Annotated in this window: 22 protein-coding genes; 13 read left to right on the plus strand and 9 right to left on the minus strand. The window is 64.4% G+C overall.

The features are described from left to right. Positions 1–11: 11 nt before the first annotated feature. Both CJ179_RS35030 and CJ179_RS35035 read left to right on the plus strand, forming a co-directional pair. Complete coding sequence (locus CJ179_RS35030) at positions 12–1,742, plus strand: FAD-dependent oxidoreductase (RefSeq protein ID WP_218834864.1); 1,731 nt, start codon at positions 12–14, stop codon at positions 1,740–1,742. 56 nt (positions 1,743–1,798) lie between these two features. Further along, positions 1,799–2,086 carry a hypothetical protein gene (locus CJ179_RS35035; protein WP_095864429.1) on the plus strand — a complete coding sequence of 96 codons (288 nt, stop codon included), beginning with the start codon at positions 1,799–1,801 and terminating at the stop codon, positions 2,084–2,086. Positions 2,087–2,289: 203 nt separating this feature from the next. Here CJ179_RS35035 and CJ179_RS35040 read toward each other — a convergent pair whose 3' ends face one another. Next, positions 2,290–2,427, minus strand: coding sequence for a hypothetical protein (locus tag CJ179_RS35040; protein WP_218834865.1), 138 nt, complete (start codon positions 2,425–2,427; stop codon positions 2,290–2,292). 143 nt (positions 2,428–2,570) lie between these two features. Here CJ179_RS35040 and CJ179_RS35045 point away from each other — a divergent pair, with 143 nt between their 5' ends. Both CJ179_RS35045 and CJ179_RS35050 read left to right on the plus strand, forming a co-directional pair. Next, complete coding sequence (locus CJ179_RS35045; RefSeq protein WP_095864430.1) at positions 2,571–2,792, plus strand: hypothetical protein; 222 nt, start codon at positions 2,571–2,573, stop codon at positions 2,790–2,792. Positions 2,793–3,084: 292 nt separating this feature from the next. Further along, the gene (locus CJ179_RS35050) at positions 3,085–6,378 is read left to right on the plus strand and encodes a protein kinase (protein WP_095864431.1); all 3,294 of its coding nucleotides are present in this window, start codon (positions 3,085–3,087) and stop codon (positions 6,376–6,378) included. A gap of 502 nt (positions 6,379–6,880) precedes the next feature. Here CJ179_RS35050 and CJ179_RS35055 read toward each other — a convergent pair. From CJ179_RS35055 to CJ179_RS35070, 6 genes are all read right to left on the minus strand, one after another. Further along, on the minus strand, positions 6,881–8,305 hold the full coding sequence (locus tag CJ179_RS35055; protein ID WP_095864432.1) for an NAD(P)(+) transhydrogenase (Re/Si-specific) subunit beta: 1,425 nt from the start codon (positions 8,303–8,305) through the stop codon (positions 6,881–6,883). Next, positions 8,305–8,631 carry an NAD(P) transhydrogenase subunit alpha gene (locus CJ179_RS35060; RefSeq protein WP_095864433.1) on the minus strand — a complete coding sequence of 109 codons (327 nt, stop codon included), beginning with the start codon at positions 8,629–8,631 and terminating at the stop codon, positions 8,305–8,307. The genes CJ179_RS35055 and CJ179_RS35060 overlap by 1 nt, the downstream gene beginning before the upstream one ends. Further along, positions 8,631–8,783, minus strand: coding sequence for a hypothetical protein (locus tag CJ179_RS51620; RefSeq protein ID WP_179377748.1), 153 nt, complete (start codon positions 8,781–8,783; stop codon positions 8,631–8,633). Before CJ179_RS51620 ends, CJ179_RS35060 begins: the two co-directional genes overlap by 1 nt. After that, the gene (locus CJ179_RS35065; protein WP_095864434.1) at positions 8,780–9,910 is read right to left on the minus strand and encodes an NAD(P) transhydrogenase subunit alpha; all 1,131 of its coding nucleotides are present in this window, start codon (positions 9,908–9,910) and stop codon (positions 8,780–8,782) included. The genes CJ179_RS51620 and CJ179_RS35065 overlap by 4 nt, the downstream gene beginning before the upstream one ends. Positions 9,911–10,018: 108 nt before the next feature. Further along, positions 10,019–10,156: a hypothetical protein gene (locus tag CJ179_RS52280; protein ID WP_218834866.1), complete on the minus strand. Its 138-nt coding sequence runs from the start codon at positions 10,154–10,156 to the stop codon at positions 10,019–10,021. Next, positions 10,153–10,653, minus strand: a complete 501-nt coding sequence (locus CJ179_RS35070) for a flavin reductase family protein (RefSeq protein WP_095864435.1) — start codon at positions 10,651–10,653, stop codon at positions 10,153–10,155. The genes CJ179_RS52280 and CJ179_RS35070 overlap by 4 nt, the downstream gene beginning before the upstream one ends. A gap of 501 nt (positions 10,654–11,154) precedes the next feature. Between CJ179_RS35070 and CJ179_RS35075 the strand changes: the two genes are divergently transcribed. The 6 genes from CJ179_RS35075 (at position 11,155) to CJ179_RS35105 (ending at position 17,356) form a co-directional block, all read left to right on the plus strand. After that, the gene (locus CJ179_RS35075; protein WP_095864436.1) at positions 11,155–12,057 is read left to right on the plus strand and encodes a hypothetical protein; all 903 of its coding nucleotides are present in this window, start codon (positions 11,155–11,157) and stop codon (positions 12,055–12,057) included. Positions 12,058–12,478: 421 nt separating this feature from the next. After that, positions 12,479–12,850, plus strand: a complete 372-nt coding sequence (locus CJ179_RS35080) for a hypothetical protein (RefSeq protein WP_257015935.1) — start codon at positions 12,479–12,481, stop codon at positions 12,848–12,850. Between the two features lie 299 nt (positions 12,851–13,149). Continuing rightward, positions 13,150–14,274 carry an LLM class flavin-dependent oxidoreductase gene (locus tag CJ179_RS35085; RefSeq protein ID WP_143548955.1) on the plus strand — a complete coding sequence of 375 codons (1,125 nt, stop codon included), beginning with the start codon at positions 13,150–13,152 and terminating at the stop codon, positions 14,272–14,274. A gap of 24 nt (positions 14,275–14,298) precedes the next feature. After that, on the plus strand, positions 14,299–15,465 hold the full coding sequence (locus CJ179_RS35090; protein ID WP_095864439.1) for a thiolase family protein: 1,167 nt from the start codon (positions 14,299–14,301) through the stop codon (positions 15,463–15,465). After that, positions 15,462–16,253 (plus strand): SDR family NAD(P)-dependent oxidoreductase, encoded by a 792-nt coding sequence (locus CJ179_RS35095; RefSeq protein WP_095864440.1) that lies wholly within the window; start codon positions 15,462–15,464, stop codon positions 16,251–16,253. Before CJ179_RS35090 ends, CJ179_RS35095 begins: the two co-directional genes overlap by 4 nt. A 218-nt stretch (positions 16,254–16,471) precedes the next feature. Further along, positions 16,472–17,356 carry an IclR family transcriptional regulator gene (locus CJ179_RS35105; protein WP_257015936.1) on the plus strand — a complete coding sequence of 295 codons (885 nt, stop codon included), beginning with the start codon at positions 16,472–16,474 and terminating at the stop codon, positions 17,354–17,356. 435 nt (positions 17,357–17,791) lie between these two features. Here the strand turns inward: CJ179_RS35105 and CJ179_RS35115 are convergent, their stop codons facing one another. Continuing rightward, positions 17,792–18,682, minus strand: a complete 891-nt coding sequence (locus CJ179_RS35115) for a MaoC/PaaZ C-terminal domain-containing protein (RefSeq protein ID WP_095864444.1) — start codon at positions 18,680–18,682, stop codon at positions 17,792–17,794. 21 nt (positions 18,683–18,703) lie between these two features. Further along, on the minus strand, positions 18,704–19,507 hold the full coding sequence (locus CJ179_RS35120; protein ID WP_257015937.1) for an SDR family NAD(P)-dependent oxidoreductase: 804 nt from the start codon (positions 19,505–19,507) through the stop codon (positions 18,704–18,706). 145 nt (positions 19,508–19,652) lie between these two features. Here CJ179_RS35120 and CJ179_RS35125 point away from each other — a divergent pair, with 145 nt between their 5' ends. The 3 genes from CJ179_RS35125 to CJ179_RS35135 are packed head-to-tail and all read left to right on the plus strand — an operon-like array spanning position 19,653 to position 23,367. Beyond that, on the plus strand, positions 19,653–21,287 hold the full coding sequence (locus tag CJ179_RS35125) for an AMP-binding protein (protein WP_179377750.1): 1,635 nt from the start codon (positions 19,653–19,655) through the stop codon (positions 21,285–21,287). Continuing rightward, positions 21,284–22,507: an acyl-CoA dehydrogenase family protein gene (locus CJ179_RS35130; RefSeq protein ID WP_095864446.1), complete on the plus strand. Its 1,224-nt coding sequence runs from the start codon at positions 21,284–21,286 to the stop codon at positions 22,505–22,507. The genes CJ179_RS35125 and CJ179_RS35130 overlap by 4 nt, the downstream gene beginning before the upstream one ends. Further along, entirely contained in the window at positions 22,507–23,367 is an 861-nt protein-coding gene (locus CJ179_RS35135; protein WP_095864447.1) for an enoyl-CoA hydratase/isomerase family protein, read from the plus strand. The genes CJ179_RS35130 and CJ179_RS35135 overlap by 1 nt, the downstream gene beginning before the upstream one ends.

A 23,367-nucleotide genomic window follows, 5' to 3' on the forward strand; every position in this document is an offset into this window, starting at 1 on the left:
CGGAGTCGGTCGTGTCGACGAAGCATGCTGACGAGTACGACGTCGTAGTGGTGGGTTCGGGCGCCGGGGGGATGGCTGCCGCGCTCGCCGCATCGATTCGCGGCCTTTCGGTGGCTCTGGTGGAGAAAGCCGACTATTACGGTGGCACCACCGCCTACTCGGGTGGCGGGATCTGGATCCCTTGCAATCCGTATCAAGCCCGCGCGGGAGTAGAGGACGATCTCGATCGCGCTCGGAGGTACCTTTCTGCCACCGTGGGCGACCGTGTCCCCGCCTCGCGCCGGGAGCGGTACCTCGTCGAGGGGCCACGAATGATTCAGGAATTCGACCAGCGAACACGGTGGGTGCGGTGGCGGTACCTCCAGGGATACCCGGACTACTTCCCTGAGGCCGACGGCGGCCTCGTTCAGGGGCGGTCGCTCGAGCCGCCGATCGTCGACGGCCGCAAGCTTGGCTCGATGCGCCCGCAACTGCAGCCACCTCTGCTCGACCTCAAAGGGTTAGCAATCACAGCCTCGGATGTCCACGATCTCGCCATGATCGGCCGGACCTGGGCGGGGAAGATCACCGGCGCCAAGCTCGTCGGCAGGCTCATCGCTTCGAAGGTCACGGGCGCCGAGCATCTGGCGATCGGTCAGGCACTGGTCGCGCGGCTGCGCCTGGCGCTCGCCGACCGCAATGTTGCGGTTCTGCTTTCTACCGCACTGTCCGAACTCTCAGTGGGCCGCGAGGGCGGAGTCCGACGAGTCACCGGCATTCGCTGTGTACGAAACGGCGAATCGGTGACGTTGACCGCTAAACGCGGAGTAATCCTTGCCGCGGGGGGCTTCGGCCATTCGCAGGAGATGCGGGAGCAGTACCTGCTCAAGCCCACAGATTCGGGATGGACTCAGTCTTCGCCGGGTCAGGTAGGGGATGCAATCAAAGCCGGGATGGCGATCGGCGCCGAAGTCGACTTGATGGACCGGGTCTGGGGAAGTCCATCGGCTATGCTTCCGATCCCGGGCTCTCCACCGCTCCATATTCTCCCTCTGGTGGAGCGGGCGGCGCCGGGAACCCTACTCGTGAACGGCGCCGGTGAACGGTTCGCAAACGAATCGCTCCCCTATGACGCGCTCTATGACGCCATGTATGCGAACAACCGACCGGACGCCGGAACGATCCCTGCCTGGTTCGTGTTCGACCAACGGGCCAAGGACCGTTACCTCATGTTCACAACGTTGCCACGTCAGAAGTTCCCCAAGGAATGGGAAAGCAACGGCTTCCTGAAGCGTGCGCAATCCATAGCGGAGCTCGCGGCGCAGATAGGGGTACCGGCCGCGCAACTGGGCAGGACGATCTCGCGGTTCAACGGCCTCGCCGAAAACGGGCACGACGACGACTTCCACCGTGGTGAAAGCGCCTACGACCACTACTACGGCGACCCCCGAATGCCCAACCCCAATCTGGCGCCGCTGGACAAGCCACCCTACTACGCCATCGCACTCTATCCCTGCGACCTGTCTACGAAGGGCGGTCTGATGGTCGACGACGACGCACGCGTCCTCGACAAGGACCGGCGCCCGATCCAGGGCCTCTACGCGACCGGAAACTGCTCTGCATCGGTGATGGGGACGACCTACGTCGGCCCCGGCGCGACACTCGGCCCCGCAATGGTGTTCGGATATACGGCGGCGAAGCACATCGCCGCTGCGTCCGATGTCGGAAGCTCCGATCGACCAACCGCCAGCTCGGTTGGCTAACCGAAGGAGACCCACCTTTGACTACCAGGCACATGTAGCTGACGACTTCGGGACAGATGATCGCTGAGGAGATCAAAACTAGCCCGCGCCTCTCTGAAGAACAGGAGGCCACCGAGGCGCACGTCCTCTTTCAGGAGATCCACGACAGCATCGAGCGTCGGGACGACGGCGAGTTCTTCGTGCTGGCTCCGGCTCGTTTCGCCCCATCACGATCCGTGGCTCGAAGCCAGTGGATGCTCCAGACCTTCTCAGGCGTGAATTCACCAGGCGGCAGTCAACCGCCCCGGGCGCTGCGCGTCGCCGAGGAATCAGTGGCGATCCGGCGGGTCTTCTCGGCGTTGTAGCCGACTGCCTGCACGTACGGGTGTGCGACCCAGATGGGTTGTGCAGTCGAGGGATGCACCCTCAACTGCAAGCGAATACCGCTCTGGCGCACTTCCGATGCGGGTGTATCGATCCCCCTTGGACACAGCAACTCCCTGACCCATTCAGGGGCAGACGACTATGGCGTCCAGCTCGGATCGAGCCGTGGTCCTGAGGCCCGCTATCACTTTCCTTCGCCTCCCGAACGCGCCAGTCCGTGGAGATCGACCGCAATCGGCCGCAGCCCCGCCTCGGCGAGGCTGCCCAGCACCGGAAACCAGATCCGGCTCCAATACGCTCCGTGCAGCCGCAGCAACACCACCTGACCGTCCTGGTCGACGGTCAGGTGGCTGGCGGTTTCGCCTCGACCCGAACTGCGGTCCTCAACACAACCGTTCCGTCATTTCGCTCATGGGACACTGTGACCGAGGCCGGCGTCCACGCCCAGAGTCAGAAACGACATTCATGAGCACATTCCTGCCACGAATCTTTATCATCGGGTGGCCCCTGCTCGACCCGCCCGAGCCGCCCGTCGAACACGACTGCGCCGCAGAGCTCTTCGGCACCGTCCTGCAGTACGTCCCAGCCCGCTCCCGGATCTTCACCGAGCATCACAGCCCTCCGCAGATCACCGCCGGATTCGAAATGCTCGTCGACACGAGGCTGGCAATTCGTCGATCATTTTGATGGCCATTCCCACTTCGAACAGTGGCGCTCGGAGGCTGGAACCGCGACCGCGACCGCGACCGCTAACGGCGTGCGGCGCTCGCCCCCGCGATGTCGGGGTGTCATCGGTCGGTCTGGAGTGATCGTCCCAATTCTCGACCACGCACAGCTGAGCGCGTCGGTCGCCTGTTATGCCTCGCTGGTCTCGCGCCGCGAACTGGATTAAGCGGTGAGGGGTTGGTGATAACTTCGCCCCAGCTTCCCCCCGCGATATCCTGAGGACACATCATCGAAAGGTAAGTGTGCATCGCCGATGGCCGACAGCGATCCTCTCGACACTCAGCGTGGCGTGGCGACGAATGTCATAGCGGAGCTGGCTGCGGCCGGATTCGAGGACGCACACGAGATCGGGTGCGGCGGCTTCGGCGTTGTCTACCGATGCACCCAGACCGAGTTGGAGCGCACCGTGGCGGTGAAGGTCCTCACCGCCGAACTCGACGAGGAGAACAGGGCGCGTTTCTTCCGTGAACAGCGCGCCATGGGCAGGCTCACCGGGCATCCGAACGTCGTCAACGTTCTTCAGGTCGGCGCCACGGGCAGCGGTTGCCCCTTCATCGTGATGCCGTACTACCCGCTCGGGTCACTGGAAGCTCGCGTTTCTCGGGCAGGCCCGCTCGCACTGGACGAGACCCTTCGACTGGGCGTGAAAATCGCAGGCGCTCTGGAGACCGCGCACCGCCTCGGCATCCTGCATCGTGACGTGAAGCCGGCCAACATCCTCCTCACGGCCTATGGCGAACCGGAGTTGACCGACTTCGGTATCGCGCACATCTCCGGAGGATTCGAGACGGCTACCGGCACGGTCACCGGATCGCCCGCATTCACTGCTCCCGAGATTCTGCGGGGCGATCCGCCGAGTTCGGCCTCTGACATCTACAGCCTCGGAGCGACCTTGTTCTGCGCGGTCACCGGTCACGCGGCGTTCGAACGTCACAGGGGGGAGCAGGTGGTCGCACAGTTCCTGCGGATTGCCTCGGAACCTGTTCCCGATTTGCGCGAACACGGTATTCCCGAGGACGTCTGCGCGGTCGTCGAACATGCGATGGCGGCGAACCCGGATGACCGCCCAACGTCGGTCGCTGCACTCGGCGATGCACTACGTCAGGTTCAGGCAAGTATGGGACTGCCAGTCGACGAAATGGCCCTGCACGACGAACCCGCCGCAGACCGGCGGACTTCGGAATGGTTACTCCTCGCTCCGGCACCGCGGGCGCGGCCCCCGCTGCCGGAGCAGCCGGTGGCACATTCCCTTCGTGGCGCCGAGGGTAATCTTCCGCTGGAACTGACCAGTTTCGTGGGACGCAGACGCCAACTGACGGAGGCAAAGTCGAAGCTGGCGGACGCGCGACTGGTCACGCTGACGGGTCTAGGCGGCGTGGGGAAAACCCGTCTCGCTCTCCGTGTCGCCGCCGATGTCCGTCGAGGATTCACCGACGGTGCGTGGATGGTGGAACTAGGCGAATTGCGCGACGAGTCGCTTCTCGTCGACGTGGTCGCGGCCGCACTGGGGTTGCGGAATCAATCGGCGAAACCGTTGAAAGACATTGTGGTCGACTTCCTGGCCGCACGGCGGATCCTGCTCGTACTGGACAACTGTGAGCAGATGATCGTCTCCGTCGCGGAACTGTCCGAGTCGCTGCTCCGCAGCTGCCCGGAGTTACGAATCCTGGCCACGAGTCGGGAGCGGCTCGGGGTCGAGGGAGAAGTCGTGCTGCGGGTTCCTCCGCTGATGGTCCCCGACCCCGAGCGGAACCTCTCGCTGCGGGGAATGCCGCGCTACGACGCCGTGACGTTGTTCGTCGAGCGCGCTGCTGCGGCGGTGCCGGGTTTCAAGCTCTCCGAGGAGAACGCGAGCACGGTGGCGCAGATTTGTCACCGACTGGACGGGTTACCCCTTCCCATCGAGTTGGCGGCGGCGCGGTTGCGGGCCATGTCGGCCGAGCAGATTCTGCGTCGTCTGACAGACCGTTTCGCACTGCTGACCCTCGGAAGCAGGGGCGCGCCGACGCGCCAGCAGACGTTGCGGCTGTCCATCGACTGGAGTTATGAGCTTTGCACCGCACAGGAACAGCGGTTGTGGTCCCGCTTGTCGGTGTTCGCAGGCAGCTTTGAACTCGACGCGGTCGAGGCCGTGTGCGCCTGGAATTCGGACGGCAACGTCCTACTAGACGCGGTGGCGTCGCTGGTGGACAAGTCGATCCTCATCCGGGAGGAGTTCGGAGCGGTGGTGCGCTTCCGGATGCTCGAGACTCTCCGCGACTACGGTAGCGAGAAGCTGACCGAAGCAGGTGAATTCGAGACTCTGCGTCGACGGCACCGTGACTGGTACCTGCAGTTGGTCGAGGATGCGAAGGCCGAGTGGATCACCCGGGAGCAGGTCGGGTGGATGAAGCGGATCGCCCGTGAGCAGCCGAACTTACGAGAGGCGCTGGAATTCTGTGTGAGCGAGGCGAACTGGGTGGAGGGTCTCGGGATCGCGAACGCTCTTTTTCCGTTTTGGCTCGCCCGGGCCATGTTCAGTGAGGGACGGTACTGGCTCGACCGCCTTCTGAAGGGTGCGCCGGTCGAAGTGAGTGAAGAACGTGTCATAGCCCTGTGCGTAGACAGTGTCCTGGCCGACATCCAGGGAGACGCGGGGGCTGCGACGTCCCTGGTGGCCGAAGAGACAACACTCGCGGCACAGACAGACAACGCGGTGATCCGCGCGCACATGGCCTTTGCCGAAGGTCTGCTGGCGCTGTTCGCGAGTGATCTTCCGCGGGCGAGGTCATGCTTCGAAACCGCCCTTGAGGTGTCCGGATCCTGTGGTCAGCCCACCCTGCACATCGAGGTCCTGAACTCGCTCGGGACAGTGAACGAACTACTCGGAGACCCAGCCCGGGCACTCGACTACTACGAGCAGGTCCTCACGATTACCGAATCAACCGGCGAGTCTATGTACCGGGCGCATACGCTGTGGGCCATGGGTGTTGCGGTGTGGCGTCGAGGTGATGTCGAGCAGGCGTCCCGGCATCTCAAGGATGGGCTGGCATTGGCTCGGCTGGTGGACAATTCGCTCACCGCTGCCACCTGTCTGGAATCGTTGGCGTGGATCGCCAGCGATAGCAGTCCGCACCGCGCGGGCGTACTGATGGGTGCGGCGGAGGCGATGGTGAAGTCTGCGGGAAGCTCCACCGCGCTGTTCCCTGGCCTGCTTGTCGATCACGAGGAGAGCGAACAGCGCGTGCTGGCTGCTCTCGGCGGAAAAGCCTTCGACGCGGCGCGTGACGAGGGCAGGATGCTCGCCACCGAGGACGCGGTCGCTTTCGCCCTTGGCAATCAGTCTCCACAGTCTTCGCCCCCCGCGCGTGCGGCCACCGACCTGACGAAACGGGAGAGGGAGGTCGCCGCGTTGGTCGCCAGGGGGCTGACCAACAGGGCGATCGCCGCCGAGCTCGTGATCGCCCAACGGACGGCGCAGGGGCACGTGGAGCATGTTCTCGCCAAGCTCGGGTTCACGTCCCGCGCGCAGATCGCGGCCTGGTTCGTGGATCAGGCCCGCGACTGATGCGGCTGACATTCGACCTACCCAATCCGACGTAAGAAAATGGCCACACGAAACGGCAAATGGCGGCGTGAATCACAATCCTGGGTGATGTAGACCAAGGAATAGCTCGTCGACTAGACGCAAGCAACGCGGGCGATCAACTTGCCAAGGTCGGATTGGATTTGCAGTGCTCCCAACTGCAGATGGGTCACCCAAATCGCCTTTTTCGTAGGGGAGTTGGGACTCGGAACGGTTCGACAAACTGGAGCCGTGTGAAAGGCGACTCTCGCGCACGGTTCTGAGAGCGGCGGCGGGGCACTTCCTGCCGCCGACTCCCCTCATACCGATCGACGACGCTACCTATCGAAGCTGCAGACCCGTTTGCCTGTACCCCATGCTATTTGCAATGCCACAGCTCCGTTGATCCAACACAAACTGCTGGAGCCGAACTGTCTGCTTTCGTGGGAGCGACCCAAGCTAGTATCTGATGTTCACCAGGAGGAGGACCCGGAGTGCGGTAGAGCTACAGGGCTTTGAGTTCCTCGGTGACCTCGGAGACCGACTTCTTCGCATCCCCGAACAGCATGGAGGTGGTGTCCGCGAAGAACAGTGGGTTGTCGATGCCGGCGAAGCCGGAGTTCATCGACCGCTTCAGCACGATCACCGACTTCGACTGATCCACGTTCAGGATGGGCATCCCGTGGATCGGGCTGGACGGATCATTGCGGGCGGCCGGGTTGGTGACATCGTTCGCGCCGATCACCAGGGTGACATCGGTCCGCGAGAACTCGTCGTTGATGTCGTCCATTTCCTTCATCGCGTCGTACTCGACGTCCGCCTCGGCGAGCAGCACGTTCATGTGCCCGGGCATCCGGCCCGCGACCGGGTGGATCGCGTACTTGACCTCGACACCCTTCGACTCGAGCAGCTTGGCCATGTCCTTGACCGCGTGCTGGGCCTGCGCGACGGCCAACCCGTACCCGGGGACAACGATGACCTGGTTGGCGTATGCCATCTGGATCGCCGCGTCCGCCGCCGACGTGGCCTTCGCCGTCTTCGCGGTACCGTCCCCGACCGCCGCGGCGACGCCGCCGCCACCGAACCCGCCGGCCACGATCGCCGGGATGGACCGGTTCATCGCCTTCGCCATCAGATTGGTCAGGATCGAACCCGACGCACCGACGATCATGCCGGCCACGATCATCGCCTGATTATTGAGCGCGAGACCGGCGGCCGCGGCGGACAGACCGGTGAGCGCGTTGAGCAGGGAGATGACGACGGGCATGTCGGCGCCGCCGATCGGCAGCACCACCATCAACCCGAGCACCGCGGCCAGCACCAGCACCCCGACGATCCACCACTGGCTGGTGGGTCCGGTCGGGTCGATCGCCTTGACCCCGATGGCCACCGCGAGGGCGACGGCCCCGATCAGCAGCACCGCATTGAGCGGCTGCTGCAGCTTGCCGATGCCGATCGGCCTTCCGGGGAGGGTTTCCTGCAGCTTGAGGAACGCGATCACCGAACCCCAGAAGGAGATCGACCCGATGATCGCCGCGAACAGTGACGCGATGACGATGTGCACCGTCGGCGACTCACCGTGCGCGAAGGCGGTGAACCCGTCCGAGTCCAGGAACTCCGCATAGGCGATCAGGGCTACGGTGCCGCCACCGACACCGTTGAACAGGGCCACCAGCTGCGGCATCGCGGTCATCTTCGTCTTGAGCGCCGGCGGCACACCCAGGACGACACCGATCACCAGACCGGACACGATCAGCACCCAGTTGGAGGTGTCCCGGATCGCGATCAGGGTGGCGACCACGGCGACACCCATGCCGACCGCGGCGATCTGGTTACCGCGGACCGCGGTCTTCGGGCCGGTCAGACCCATCAGACCGTAGATGAACATCGCGAACGCCACGATGTAGAGCACGTTGACCAAGTACTCCATTACCGGTCCCCACCCTTCTCAGCAGCAACAGGCGCGGTGGGCTTGGACTTGAACATCGCCAGCATCCGGTCGGTCACCACGAAACCACCGACCACGTTGATCGTTCCGAACACCAGCGCCACGAACAGGATCACCTGCAGCCCCCACGGCGGGCCCACGACCTTGCCGAGCACCACCAGGGCGCCGAGGACGACGATGCCGTGGATGGCGTTCGTGCCCGACATCAGCGGGGTGTGCAACGTGTTCGGGACCTTGGAGATCACCGCGAACCCCACGAACCCGGACAGCACCAGGATCGCGATGTTCGCCAACAATTCGGTATACATCAGACGGCCACCTTGGTGTCTCGACGAACATCGGTGTCGTCGTGGAGTTCGTTGGACAGGTCGGCGAACGCATATACCCTGCGGGGGACGATCACGTGGTCGAGGAACACCGCCAGGGGTGTCGCGAGGGTTCTGCAAAGTGTTGTGATCATGAAGGTTCCTTGGTTTCGCGGGTGACGCAGGACGCGGCGAGGACCTCGTCCGAGAAATCGGGGGCCAGCGCCCCGTCGACGAGCATCAGCTCCAGCAGCGCGGAGATGTTCTTCGAGTACAGCTCCGAGGCGTGCTCGGGCATGCTGGCGGGCAGGTTCAGCGGCGAGCAGATCGTCACCCCGTACTTGACGACGGTCTGACCCGGTTCGGTGAGCTCGCAGTTGCCGCCGGTCTCGCCGGCCAGGTCGACCACCACGGATCCGGGCTTCATACTCTCTACCGCGGCGGCGGTCACCAACCGGGGCGCCGGACGGCCCGGCACCAGGGCGGTGGTGATGACCACGTCGAAGCCCTTGATCGCCTCCTCGAGCGCCTGCTGCTGCTGCGCCCGCTCGTCCTCGGTCAGCTCGCGGGCGTAGCCGCCCGCCCCCTCAGCATCGATGCCTAGATCGAGCCACTGGGCACCGACCGAGCGGACCTGGTCGGCGACCTCGGGGCGCACGTCGTAGCCGGTGGCCCGGCCACCGAGACGCTTCGCCGTGGCCAGGGCCTGCAGGCCGGCGACACCGACACCGAGCACCAGCACCGTCGCCGGCTTGACGGTGCCCGCGGCGGTGGTGAGCATCGGGAAGAACCGGGTCGACTCCGACGCCGCGAGCAGCACCGACTTGTACCCGGACACATTCGCCTGCGACGACAGCGCGTCCATCACCTGGGCGCGGGAGATCCGCGGAATGGCTTCTACTGCGAATGCCTGCACACCGGCGGTCTTCAACGCCCCGATGCTGTTCTCGGTGTTGCGCGGTGCGAGGAACCCGATGAGCGTCGACCCCGACGACAGCTTCGAAATCTCTGCTTCGGTGGGAGGTGCGACCTTCACTATGACGTCTGCCGACCACGGGTCACCGATCGACGCGCCGGCAGCGACGTACAGCTCGTCCGGGATCAAAGCGCCCAATCCGGCGCCCGACTCCACCACGACCTCGACGCTCTTGGCGATCAACGACGCCACGATCTTCGGAACCAGTGCGACGCGACGCTCGTCCTTCCCGGACTCACGTATGACTCCGACTCGCGTCGATCCCCCACGGCTCGTGGAGTTGTCAGACCTGTTCACAGGTTTCATCGATGGTACTCATTTCTGAATCGAGTGCATGTGTGCGATCAGTCTTCTCGGCGGGGCAGATTCAGCGCCTCCGTGCGGACAGGAGTTACTGGGCGGAGGCAGCAGGCTTTAGGTGCTCCGCATCGTCGGTGCCGCCCATTCGGGCGTCACCCGGTCGACGGCGAAATCATGTTTCCTTCGGTTGCGCGTCGGGCAGTGTCGGTGACCGGCCGGATTGCCATGGCGCAGCGCCTCGAGCGCGATCACGACCCGACCTCGGTAGCGAGTCTGCGGAACTTACTGCCGTGGAACACGATCGGTGCGACATGCTTAATCTCTAGTTCGTTGATGCGCATCAGTACGATGGCGTGATCGCCGGCCGGAACTTCTTCGGTGACGGTGGCGTCGAGCCACATGCTCGCGCCTCCGATGAAGACCGCCCCGTCTTCGGTTGTCGTCACGTCGAGACCCTCGAATCGGTTACCGGTTTTGGCTGCCAAGGTTCGTGCTGCGACGTCGTGTTCTTCGCCGAGGACGCTGATTCCGATTCGTCCTGCTGCGGCGACTTTCGGCCACGTCGTCGACGTGTTCTGGACGCAGAATGCGACGAGCGGAGGATCAATCGACACTGCGACGAAGGTGCTGGCCGCCATACCGACCGGGACTCCGTCGATCTCGGCGCACAGTGCGACGACACCACTCGGGAACTGTCCAAATGCTGAGCGCAGGATTCCGGAATCGAGTTCGGCATTTGCGAGCGTCATGAGTTGTCCGTTCTGGTGGTTGCCGTCACAGTCGGGAAGCTGCTCCAGGCTGCGACATGGCCGGCTACTGCGAGTGTCGGCGGTGGAGGTGCTGAGATGCGGACCCCGTCACGCGGTGTGACGGCCGAGAGTAGCAAGGGTGCGCTTGAGGTAGAGGCCTCGAGTGCGCGGCGAGTGCAGGTCGGCATCGAGCATCTAGGGGACCGAAGCGGCGTGTTCATCCCGCCACCGCCAGCGAACTGGTCGAGTAGGAGCTCGGGATGCCGGTTCGTCGAACACAGTGAGCGCACTTGCACATAGGTCGCAATGTTAACCCAATTCGATTATTTGGGGTAGAGCATCGAAAAATCGATGAACTGTTTCCGTAAAACCTAATCCTGGTCTATGCTTCAAGGACAAGCGCCCCACTGTGACGCGCGAGCTGCTCCTCGCCAACTGGTGCGAAATAGCACATACGCCCACCACGCACGAGTGTCGACAAACTGAAATGGAACCGCACACATGCCGAACCACTATTCGACTGGCGCCGACAGAGGTGTCGCGCCGTATCCGAACTTGGACCTTTCGTCGAACGACTGGACCTTCGAGGAGAGGGCGGAGGCCGTTCGCTGGTACGAGCTTTCGCACGGCACAGGCGACACCCGGTTCGCCCAGTTCGCGCCGTGGATGATCGACAACAATCCCGGTGGATTCAAGCGGTACCGTGGTCTCGTCCCGGCGCTGACGAGCGAGGTGCCGCGCGGCATCTTCTTTGTCCACTCCTACGCTGTCACCGCGAACGCAGACGGCTGCATGTACGAGATGATCGTCGCCCGACAGCATGGATTCTCCAAGCGACAGATCCTCGATACGCTGAACTTTGCCTTTCTGTCAGGTGGGCCGCGAGCGATCAACGCGGTCTCTGACGTCGCGGGGCCGTGGCTGGACTCTTGGGAGGACGAGGACGACGCCGGCCGCATTGTCTTCCCCACGGACTGGAGCATCGATCCGTCCGAGTTCGTCAGCGGGCTCGATACGACTCAAATCCCCGTATCCGACGCCGACGAGGCAGCGCTGCGTGCGTGGCATGAGCGTGTGAACTCGGAGGTTCCGCGTTTCGTGGACCTCTGGCTGAAACTTCGTGGGCCTGGGTACAAAGCCAACCGGCTTCGGTACGAGCAGGCGACCTCGAGTGCCGTGTTGCCCAAGCAGATCTATCCGCTCCTGACGATGCATCTAGGCGCTTTCGAGGCGAACCCCGCTGTCGTCCGGTATGCGCTCCGGCAGGCGAAGTCGATCGGAGGGATTTCGCGCAATCACATCGTGGAGATCATCGACACGGCGTTTGTGCAGGGTAACGAGTGGAAGATGGCCGTGATCCTCGACGGCGACATAGCGGACACAATCGAGCACTGGGACGACTGACTTCCGCCGGCGGTTCGCCTCCAGAATAGATAGCGGGGCAGACCGATTGGACTGCGGGCAACAATCGATCCAAGCGATACCACGAGGGCGGTTGTCCATCCTGCATCCGACGCGCGGTACGTGACCCGGCCCAGCCGCTGAAATTCGATGCCTGTGCGGCTTTCAGCAACCACCTCGGGCGCCCGCTGGCTTGATCGGCGGGACACCGAAAACTGTCGCAGTAGGCGATCGACGTCGAATTCGGAAATGGGTAGGAGTAGTCATGACAGCCGGTGTCACCCCACGGCCGGTTAGGCCGGAACTGTGCGTCGCCGTGGCGGACGGAGGCGACACTGTCGCGTGGAGGGATTTCCGCCCTACGGGAGATGGCTCATTGTTCAGTCCGCAGGCTCCGCGCTCGGCCGCCACGATGGTGCACAGAATGCGGCAAGCCGAATTGCGCGGCGCCATCAGGGAACGTGCGTCAGTGCGCGAACAGTGGATAGGCGCGGGCGAAGACCCCGCAGACCTTATCGTGGCACTAGAAATCGACGTGTTGATCGCCGCCGATGCCCGAACCGCGCGCAGGGAATTACTGCAGTATGGGGAAGCGCAGTTCGGCGACACTGTTCGCTATGTCGGCACTCCCCAGGGATTGGCGACTCTGATTCTCGACGTATACGTGGCAGACGTAGCCGACGCAGCGATCCTGTGTCCGATCATCTCCAGCGCAGGGAGTAAGCACGGGACTGCGGCACTGATGATCGACGACGTGCTGCCGCTACTCGGTGACAAGTACCCCTGGCGCTCGTGACAAGCCGGGGAGAGACATCGCAGTCGGCAGACGGAGGAACAATGTCAGGCCAAGTTCATCGTGGCATCGCCGGCCTGCAAGCGGCTCGTGGTTGTGACACGCGGCCAACCTCGTGGGTCACGCTGCCGCTAAACCGGATCCCCGCCTCACACGCGAAGGTTTGCACGCTCCGTGCAAGCGCAAGAGTGAGCGCACCGCGACGCCAGCCGGCAGCGGACTCCCGCGGGCTTTCGCTTCAGCGCAGACAAGGTTGTGCGAATCCGCCGCGACCGATCTTCATATTCAGTTAGGAGAACTCCGTGACCACCTACACCCCACCCCTCGAGCATTCCAGCCCGCGAACATTGCCCCGCGTGAATAACGGGGTCCGCCTCGGACTCTTCCTCGCGAACATGCGCAACGCGCACTACATCACAAGCGCCGAGGGATCCACCGAGCCGATCTACGACAACGTCCGCGAGATAGCGATCGCGGGTGACGAGATGGGGCTCTCGTTCTTGCTGCCGGTGGCGCGGTGGAGGGGGCTGAAGGGGGACCAGGCCGACTTCTGTCCCTACGGCCTGGAGACCATCACGCTCACCTCGGCGCTGCTTGCGGTGACCACCCGCACAACAATCCTTACGACGATCCACACTGAAGTATTCGGTCCCGCTGTCGTTGCCAAGATGGGGGCCACCATGGACCACATCGGAGACGGTCGCTGGGGCCTCAACGTCGTAGCAGGCTGGTCCCAGGCCGACTTCGAGTCGATCGGCCTCGAGCTGCGCGGGCATCACGACCGGTACGACCACGCGGAGCACTGGCTGAAGGCCATCCGCGAATTGTGGCGCGACGGGCACTCCTCGTACTCGTGCGAGCACTTCCAACTCAAGGATGCCGAGTGCCTGCCACGCCCACGACAAAAGGGCGGCCCCCTCGTGGTGAATGCGGGGCAATCCGAACGGGGAATGCGGTTCGCGCTCGACAACGCCGATTATCTGTTCAGCACCGCGGCCGACGCCAGCCAGTTCCAAAAGGCCAAGGAGGTCAGCGGCGGCACTGACGCCGGGATGATCGGGCGCAAGCACGTGATCATCCGCAAGACGCGCGCGGAGGCGGAAGAGGTCGCCCACCGCATCGTCGCAGGCGGCGACAAGAAAGCTATCGCCCAGCTGGTGGCACATGGACGCGGACCCGTCGAGGAGGCGGAGCGACGGCTCGGCGAGCCCGGCGCGATGGGCAAATTCCTCCTGCAGGATCCGATCCTCGGCAGCCCAGATGAGGTCGCGGTCGGCCTCGCCAAGTGGGCGACGGAAGCCTCGGTAGACGGGGTTTGTCTCAGTCTGTTCGAACAGCGCCAAAGCCTGGAGCTGATGGACGACACGTTCATGGAGCGGCTCGGCAATGAGCTGGCAGATCACGGAAAGACTCTCGTCCTTTCCTGACAAGTACGAGCACCAAGGAGAATCATGCGTGATGCAGTAGTGGTGGCCGCAGTCCGGAGCCCAGTCGGGAAGCGGAACGGCTCTCTGTCAACAGTTCACCCGGCAGACCTGTCGGCACACGTGCTACAGGAGCTTGCCCGGCGCAGCGACCTCGACCCCTCCGTCGTAGACGACGTCGTGTGGGGATGTGTGAGCCAGGCCGGCGAGCAGACCTTCGACATCGCACGCACGGCGGTGCTCTCGGCGGGATGGCCGGAATCGGTTCCCGGCACGACCATTGACCGCCAGTGCGGCTCCTCGCAACAGGCGATCCACTTCGCTGCCGCCGGCATCGTCTCGGGACAATACGACGTCGCGGTGGCGGGCGGCGTCGAGTCGATGTCACGTGTGCCGATGGGATCTGCGGCCGGGACACAATCACCGTTGGGTGAGCTGTACGCCAAGCGATACAGCCCGGAGTTCCCCAGCCAGGGCCTCGGCGCCGAGACGATCGCGCGCAGGTGGTCCCTCTCCCGCACCCAGCTGGACGACTATGCACTCCAATCGCACGCCCGCGCCGACAACGCATCACGCGGGGGAGCGTTCAGCGGGCAGATGGTGCCGATCGAGACGGCCGCAGGCGCGTTCGTGGTCGACGAGGGAATCCGACCCGGATCGACTCTCGAAATCCTCGGCACACTGAAGACCCCATTCCTACCGGATGGGCGAATCTCGGCGGGCAACAGTTCGCAGATCAGCGATGGCTCCGCGGCGCTCCTGCTCACCACCTCCGAGTACGCCGCCTCCCACGGGTGGACGCCCCTGGTGAGGGTGCACACGGCAGTCGTTGCGGGGAGCGAGCCAAACGTCATGCTGACTGGGCCGATCCCAGCGACGGAGAAGCTCCTGGCCAAGTCGGGCATCTCACTGTCGGACATTGGCGCCTTCGAAGTCAACGAAGCATTCGCCTCCGTCGTCCTCGCCTGGCAATCCGAGTTCAAGGTCGCCGACGAGCTGCTGAACCCCCTCGGCGGTGCCATTGCCCTCGGACACCCGCTAGGCGGCTCGGGTGCGCGGATCGCCACGACGCTCATCTCGCATATGGTGGACAACGACATTCGTTACGGTATGCAGACCATGTGCGAAGGTGGCGGACAGGCGAACGCGACGCTGTTCGAACTTGTTGGAGCGGGCACTCGGGGTCGTGGATGACCGAAAGGCACTCATCGAGCGACACGCGACGTGGTGCGCTCAGCGGCCAGGTCGCCATGGTTACCGGGGGGAGCCAGGGCATCGGTCGGGTCATTTCGGAGGCGTTGGCAGAGGCCGGCGCCACCGTGGTGGCAGCCTCGCGGCGCGCCGAGGATTTCCTCTCACCGGCAGGCCAGCGGATTCACGGTCGGCGTCTGGACGTCGAGGACGCCGACGCCTGCCCCACGGTCGTTGCCTCGGTTCAGGAGGAGTTCGGGTCTCTCGACGTCCTCGTCAACAATGCGGGCATCGCCGAATCGGTCAAGTTTCTCGAAATGGATATGGAGCACTGGCGGCGACACCATTGCATCGACGTCGAAGCCCCGCTGCGGCTCGTCCGGGCCGCATTGCCGATGATGCTGGAACGCAATCAGGGGCGGGTGATCTCGATCGCCTCAATCGCCGCCGAGGTGGGCTTCTCGTATGTCACAGCCTATGTCGCCGCCAAACATGCGCTCCTGGGCATGACACGCTCGCTGGCAGCGGAGTTTGCCGGGACCAGCCTCACGTTCAACTGCGTGAGCCCGTACTACACCAACACGCCGATGGCGGCAGCAGCGATTCGGAAGATCGTAGCCAAAACGGGCAAAAGCGTTGACCAGGCCAGTGCTCACCTGCTGAGCCCGCAGGGGCGCATGATCGAGCCCGATGAGGTTGCGGCAATGTGTGTTTACCTCGCGTCGCCGTCCGCGCGGTCGATCACCGGACAATCGATCGCCATCGATGGGGGTCTCTCCGCGACACGGTGAGTGGCGACCTATTGGCGGCAGGCTCAGTTATGTCTGGCTACTTCCTCGCGCGACCTTTCCTGAGAATTCGACGGGGATAAGTTCATAGATCGAAACTTTACGCTGTGTAGCCCCACATTTTACGGGCACGGCATGCCAGTTATATGAAGTGGCTTCGGCTATGATGAAATAGCTGCTCGATAGTTTCGAGCCACAGAGTCAAGACAGGGGAGGCAGCGGTGCCAAAGTCCTCAGCGGCGTCAAAGCCCGTAGCGGCGTCGAAGTCCGTAGCGGCGTCAAAGCCCGTAGCGGCGTCGAAGTCCGTAGCGGCGTCAAAGCCCGTAGCGGCGTCGAAGTCCGTGGCGGCGTCGAAGTCCTCATCGGCGATCGAGAAGGCATTCGGCGTCTTGTCGTTGCTCCGTGACTCGCCGGTACCGTTGACGCTGTCGGCGATCGCCGAGGCAACAGGAGTCGCCGCGAGTTCAGCACATGCCACTCTCAACCATCTTCTCAGCCTCGACGCGGTGGTCCTGACCGAGCACAAGCGGTACGCGTTGGGGCCCGTCTTGCACTATCTCGGGGCTGCCTACGCGCGCGGCACTCCGATGTACCGCGCTGCCTGGATCGAGGCGGTCAACGTCGCGAACGAGCTTGGCGTGACTGCGGTCTCGGCGACCACCTGGGACGGACGCCACCTCATTCTCAACGCGCATCGCGGCCCTGGCTCCGATGTCGCGGTTCCGTTTGGCGGCGGCGTTCCATTAGCAGCTGCGTCATGGGGGAAGACGTACTATGCAACGACGGGGGAACCGCTGCCTGAGAAGCTGGAGGCGTATACGGCACACAGCATCGTTGACCTCGGAGAGTTCCGCGATGCGGTCGAGACGACCAGAACTCGGGGGTATGCGGTCGACGACGAGGAGTACTACCCGGGGGTAAAGGGCGTCAGCGCGTCGGTCACCAGTTCGCACGGCTACGAGGGCCTCATCGCGTTCTTGGGGGCAAAGGTTGTGTTCGAGGAGCTCGGTTTCTCGAGGATCGGCGAACGGCTCGCCCGCATCGCCGACCGAGCATCGCACACGCTCGGCGACACAGAGCGCTTGCGATTGTTCGGCCAGGTTTGAGTGCTCGCCTCGTCGTCGGGGCCAGCACCTTCGCCGGCGTGCGCTTGATCTCGTCGGCGAGCACGAAGGCTGGCCGAACGACTTCTACGTAAGGCGGATCCGCGTCCGTCGGCTCGCCGACGTCGGGCCGCCCGGTCCTTGCGACGGCGGGGCGGGCAGCGTCATCGGCTCGGACAGGATTCGAACCTCGTTGTCCGCCAATCGGAGTCGCCGGTTCGCATCCTTCCGCCGCGGCGGCGTCACTGTCACCTTCACCGACGTTTCGATGCCCTCGCTGCCGGTCAGGTCCTCGCCGCTGCCAAGGCCATCTTCCGGTAGGCGTGAGACGATGTCGCGGAGTCCGAAACAACTCATGGGCCGACGAAGGATGCACTTCGCCCACGTTTGCGGCAGCCGCACCTTCCTCGCTTCGGCGACACCGATTTGCAGTGGTGGTCAGGTCGGCGGGCCGAACGTTGCTGCACCTTGGGACAGGATGGCAACGCCCCCGGGGCCGAGGGTGTCGAAGGCCACGTTGCGGGAGCCGGTGGTGCCGGGCGGAGCCGCCTCCGGCGCGGCCGTGGACCCGTTTGTGAACCACATTCGCGTGGTCAGGGCATCGCCGGGATAGCAGGAGTTGGCGAACCGTGCCGAAAACCGCTGCAGTTGCATACCCGGAGTGTGCTTGGTGCGGGCGACGGACAGGATGGCTATCCCGAGGGTGCAGAGGCCATGCAGGATCGGGCGGTCGAAGTTGGCCTTGCGTGCGAAAGCTGGATCGGAGTGCAGAGGGTTCCGGTCCGCGTTCAAGCGGTAGAGCAGCGCCTGCGTGGGCGCTGTTGTGACGGTGGCCTTTCGATCGGCATGGCCCTCCGGGGTGGGCGGTTTCCCGGTTGCGCCACGATCTCCGCCCCATCCCCCCGCCCCGCGGATGAACACAGTTGAGTCGCCCGTCGCGAGCGGCGTCCCGTCATTGTCGCGGAGTTCGGTGCGGGCGGTGACCACTGCAGCCGTGCCTTTGTCGCTCATCTCGGTGATCGTGGTCGTGATCGATCCTGTCCCTGCGGGGGGCATCGGCGTGTGCAGCTCGAGCGACTGTGCTGCGTGCACGAGGCACGACCAGTCGAATTCGCCGAGCCGGTCCCATACGTCGGATGAGGGCTGGCAGTACACCACGGGCATCGACGGCGTCGTGGTCAGCTGCACGCCGATGCTGTTTTCGGTCGTGTATTCGAGGTCGTCGGTGCCCGCCCCGATGCTCAGTGCGTAGAGCATCGTGTCGCGCTCGTCCCAGGAGACGGGGATCGTAGGTGAGGTGTAGCCGAGGGCTGTCGGATCCAGCGGCACGGGTTCTTCTCCTTTTAGCGGCTAGAAGCGGGTGTAGGCGCCGTCGACGACGAGCCGGTCACCCGTGTGGAATTGCAGCGTCGGGTCGGCCAGGAAGACCGCGATCCGGGCGAAGTCGGCAGGCTGGCCCCACCGGCGCACCGGTGTTCGGCCGATGGTTTGCTTACGTATCAGGGCGTGGTGCTCGTCGGCGATGAAGCCGGCACCGGGCTCGAGTAGGGCAGTGTCCGTCCAGCCGGGCAGCAGCGCGTTTGCTCGTATCCGATTCGCAGCGAGTTCCACGGCGAGGGAACGCATGAGCGCCTCGATCCCTGCCTTGCTCACCGCGTAGGGCTGCTTTTGTGCGCCGCCATAGAACGACATGATCGACGAGACGCCGACGAGCGATCCACCCTCGCCGCGTTCGACCATGTGACGGGCCGCCGCCCGGAGCGACAGGAATGCGCCTTCCAGGTTGATCGCCAGCGTGCGTCGCCAGTCGTCCAATGAGAGGTCGACGAACGGGGTCATGTCACCGGGTACGCCCGCGTTCGCAAAGAGCGAGTCGACACGGCCGAACGCCGCAAGCGTTTCAGTCATGGCGCGGTCGACGTCGGCCTCGTCGCTGACGTCGCACGAGATCGCGTGCGCCTTGCCGGCGGCGTCGCGCAGTTGCCCCACCGCCGAGGCGTTCTTCTCTTCGCTCCGGCCCCAGATGCAGACGTTTGCGCCGGCGTGCGCAAGCCCGCTCGCCAGTCCGAGCCCGATTCCACCGTTTCCGCCGGTGACAACAGCTGTGAGACCGGTCAGGTCAGTGTTTGTATCTGCAAAATGGGGCAGTTCCACGGTGGCTCCTTCGGCGATTTTCACGTCACGCTACCTGAAGACTGGATCACTTTCCATATTTTGACTTGCCAAATCAAAGTTATCGAATACGCTTTCAGCCATGGAAGCCGACTTAGTAAGCACGAGGGTGGGTGCAGGCAAGCAAGTGAAGCGAGCACTCCTCACGGATGTGGTCACGACCGCGGACCGGCGAAACTCCTATCTGTCGAGCGGTGCGTGGGATGACCAGACGCTCGTTGGGGCGGTGAGCCGTTGGGCGGTCGAGCGGGGCGACAGAGTCGCCGTCGTCGACGATGTGGAATCGGCGGGCCACACCTACGCGCAGCTTGCAGCGCACGCGAATTCCGTCGCCGCGCGGCTGCAGTCGATGGGGATCGGTCGTGGTGACGTGGTAACTGTGCAGATGCCGAATTGGTACGAGACGGTGGTCCTGGACTTGGCAGTGCATCTGCTCGGCGCCGTACTCAACCCCGTGCTGCCCATCTACCGTGCGCACGAGCTGTCAAACATCGTTCGTACAGCGGGGAGCCGTTTGATCGTCTCTCCCGCGGAGTACCGAAACTTCGACCACCGCGCGATGGTCGCGGAGGTCTGCGAGGCCAATCCCGGCACCGCGCAGCTCGTCGTCGAGCGCGGCGACGCGGACACCGTGTTCGCGCACTGGCCGGCGCTCGATAACCCGCCAGACCCCGACGCGTCCGCCGTGTGCGAGCTGATCTTCTCCTCCGGCACCGAGTCCGCGCCGAAAGCGATCATGCATACGGAGCAGACCATCTGCGCGGGCACCCGCATGCTGACGTCCGGTATCGGTCTGAGCGAGACCGACGGGGTGTGGATGCCGTCGCCGATCGGGCATTCCACGGGCCTGAACTACGGCGTGCGCGTCGCGCTCCTCAACGGACTCACTCTCACACTGCAGGATCGATGGGATCCGGCCGACGCGGTCCGGCTGATCGAGCGTGCAAAGCCCTCCTACACAGTGGCGGCGACCACCTTTCTTACGGACCTGTTGGACGCAGGGGAGTCGATGGGTGCAGATCTGACCTCCTTGCGAATGTTCTCGTGCGGAGGCGCGCCCGTGCCGAGCGCCGTAGTGGGGCGAGCCGCCGATGCGGGGATCACGGTGCTCCGGATCTACGGATCGACGGAGGTGCTGAGCGCGACGTGGAACCGCCCGGACAGCCCGCTGGAGAAGAGGCTCGAGACCGAGGGACCGCCGCTCGACGGAGTGGAGCTCGAGGTGCGGGACGACGACGGCGCGATTCTCGTCGGAGAGCCGGGTGAGCTCTTCGTGCGAAGCCCGTCGTGCTGTGTCGGCTTCTTCTCTGACGAGGAGAGGACCCGGGCGACGTTCTCGGTCGACGGCTGGGTGAGGTCGGGAGACCTCGGGGTCGTCGATTCGGATGGCTACTTCACGATGGTCGGACGCAAGAAGGAAATCATCATCCGGGGCGGGTTGAACATCACACCGAGGGAGGTCGAGGAACTCATCGTTGGTATGGCGCACGTCCGCGAGGCCGTCGTCGTGGGCATTCCCGATGAGCGGTTGGGCGAGATCGGGTGCGCGTGCATCGTCGCCGAAGAGGGCCACGAGGTCACGCTCGCCGAGGTTGTGTCGTACCTACGTGAGCTGGGGCTCGCGCCCTTCAAGCTGCCCGAGCGAGTGCTCCTGATGGACGCCTTGCCGCGGACGGCGACGGGCAAGGTTCAGAAATTTCAGTTGGTCGAACGAGTGCTCGCGAAGGGTCGCGGGCACATGCAGACAGGAGGGCGAGCGTGAGCGCATTCAATCTCGCGATCAGTCCAGAGGCGGACGAGCTTCGCAAGAAGCTGACCCAGTTCATGGACGACCGGATACTGCCTGCCGAGGCGGTGTATCGGCAGCAGATGGCCGACCTGGGCGAGCCGCACGGGCATCCCCAGATCCTGCTGGACCTGAAGCGCGAGGCGCGTGAGCTGGGCCTGTGGAACCTGTTTCTTCCCCACAAGACCAGGTGGACGGAGGGAATGACCAACCTGGACTACGCGTACATCGCCGAGATCCTCGGCCGCTCGCCAATCGCATCCGAGGTCTGCAACTGCTCCGCGCCCGACACCGGAAACATGGAGATCCTCACCATGTTCGGCACGCCGGAGCAGCAAGAGCAGTGGTTGGCACCCCTGCTGGAGGGCGAGATCCGGTCCGCGTTCGCGATGACCGAACCGGCGGTGGCATCGTCGGATGCATCCAACGTCGAATGCAGCATCGTCGAGGACGGCGACGACTACGTCATCAACGGGCGCAAGTGGTGGATCTCAGGATCCGCTGACCCGCGCTGCAAGATCCTTATCGTCATGGGCAAGACCGACCCCAGTGCGGCGCGGCACCAGCAGCAATCCATGGTGCTGGTGCCGGTTGATACGCCAGGCGTGACCATCGTCCGAAACCTCCGCGTCTACGGCTACGTGGACCGGGAAGGACACTGCGAGATCACCTTCGAGGACGTGAGAGTGCCCAAAGCCAACATCCTCGGCGGACCGGGGCAGGGGTTCGCGATCGCCCAGGCACGACTGGGACCGGGCAGGATCCACCACTGCATGCGCACGATCGGCGTCGCCGAGCGCGCCCTGGAGATGATGTGCCGGCGCGCCGAGGAGCGCGTGACTTTTGGTGAGACCCTCGCGTCACGCAGCTCCGTCCAAGACTGGATCGCCGACGCCAGGATCCGCATCGACCAAGCCCGGCTCTACACCCTCTTCACCGCCTCTTTGATGGATAAGGAGGGAAACCGCACAGCGGCTGTCCAGATCGCCGGGATAAAGGTGGGCATCCCGGAAATGGCGCTCGAGATCCTGGACAACGCCGTGCAGCTGCACGGCGGCGGCGGCGTCGGAGACGACTTCGGACTCGCCGAAATGTGGGCGCACACACGCATCCTCAGCATCGCCGACGGCCCCGACGCGGTCCACCGGCGCACGATCGCCCGGCACGAGCTCAAACGCCACCGGAAGGAGCACTGATGACCATTCACACTCCCACGCTGGGTGCGGTCGCCGAGAGGCCGACGGCGTACCCCGACGAGCAGAGCAGCCTGCTCACGCTGGAATGGCTCGATGAGGACGGCGCAGACGTGGTGATCATCACCTTCAACCGTCCTGAGCAGCGCAACCCGATCGACAAGCACACGATCCGCGCGCTGCGAGAGCTACTCGGAGACTTCGCAGCGAACGGCTCCCCACGCGTGATCGTCCTTACCGGCGCCGGGCAAGCATTCTCGGCGGGAGGAGACCTGAGAGGCTACCAGCAGCTGTACCGGGACCCCGTGGAATTCCGGCAGTTCATCGACGACTTCGACGCCGTGTGCGACGCGCTCGAGGCCTCGTCGTCGGTAGTCATCGCAATGATAAACGGAGTCTGCGTGGCAGGTGGACTGGAGATCGCACTCGCCTGTGACATCATCACCATTGCGGATGAGGCGCGGATCGGTGACGGCCACCTAGGGTTCGCCCAGCTACCGGGCGCGGGCGGGAGCCAACGCCTGATCCGCGCCATCGGCGTACAGCATGCGCGGCGCTGGCTCCTCACCGGTGACCTCTTCGAGGCGTCGGTCGCCGTGAAAGTCGGGCTCGCCGCCTTCCAGGCGCCCCTGGTGAGCTTGCGCGAGGAGACGGTTGCGCTGGCACGCAGGATGGCCACCCGGACGCCGCTGGGGCAGCGGAAGATGAAGGAACTCATCCGCATCGGCCAGCGGACGCACCTGGACGAGGGGCTCCGGCAGGAGACCGACCTCGTGCACGAATATGCGACTCAGTCATATGACGCAACGGAGGGACTGCTCGCGTTCGCGGACCGACGCCCACCGGTCTACGAAGGCAGGTAA

Origin of the sequence: Rhodococcus sp. ACS1 (genome assembly GCF_002300155.1) — a bacterium.
GTDB lineage: Bacteria > Actinomycetota > Actinomycetes > Mycobacteriales > Mycobacteriaceae > Rhodococcus_F > Rhodococcus_F koreensis.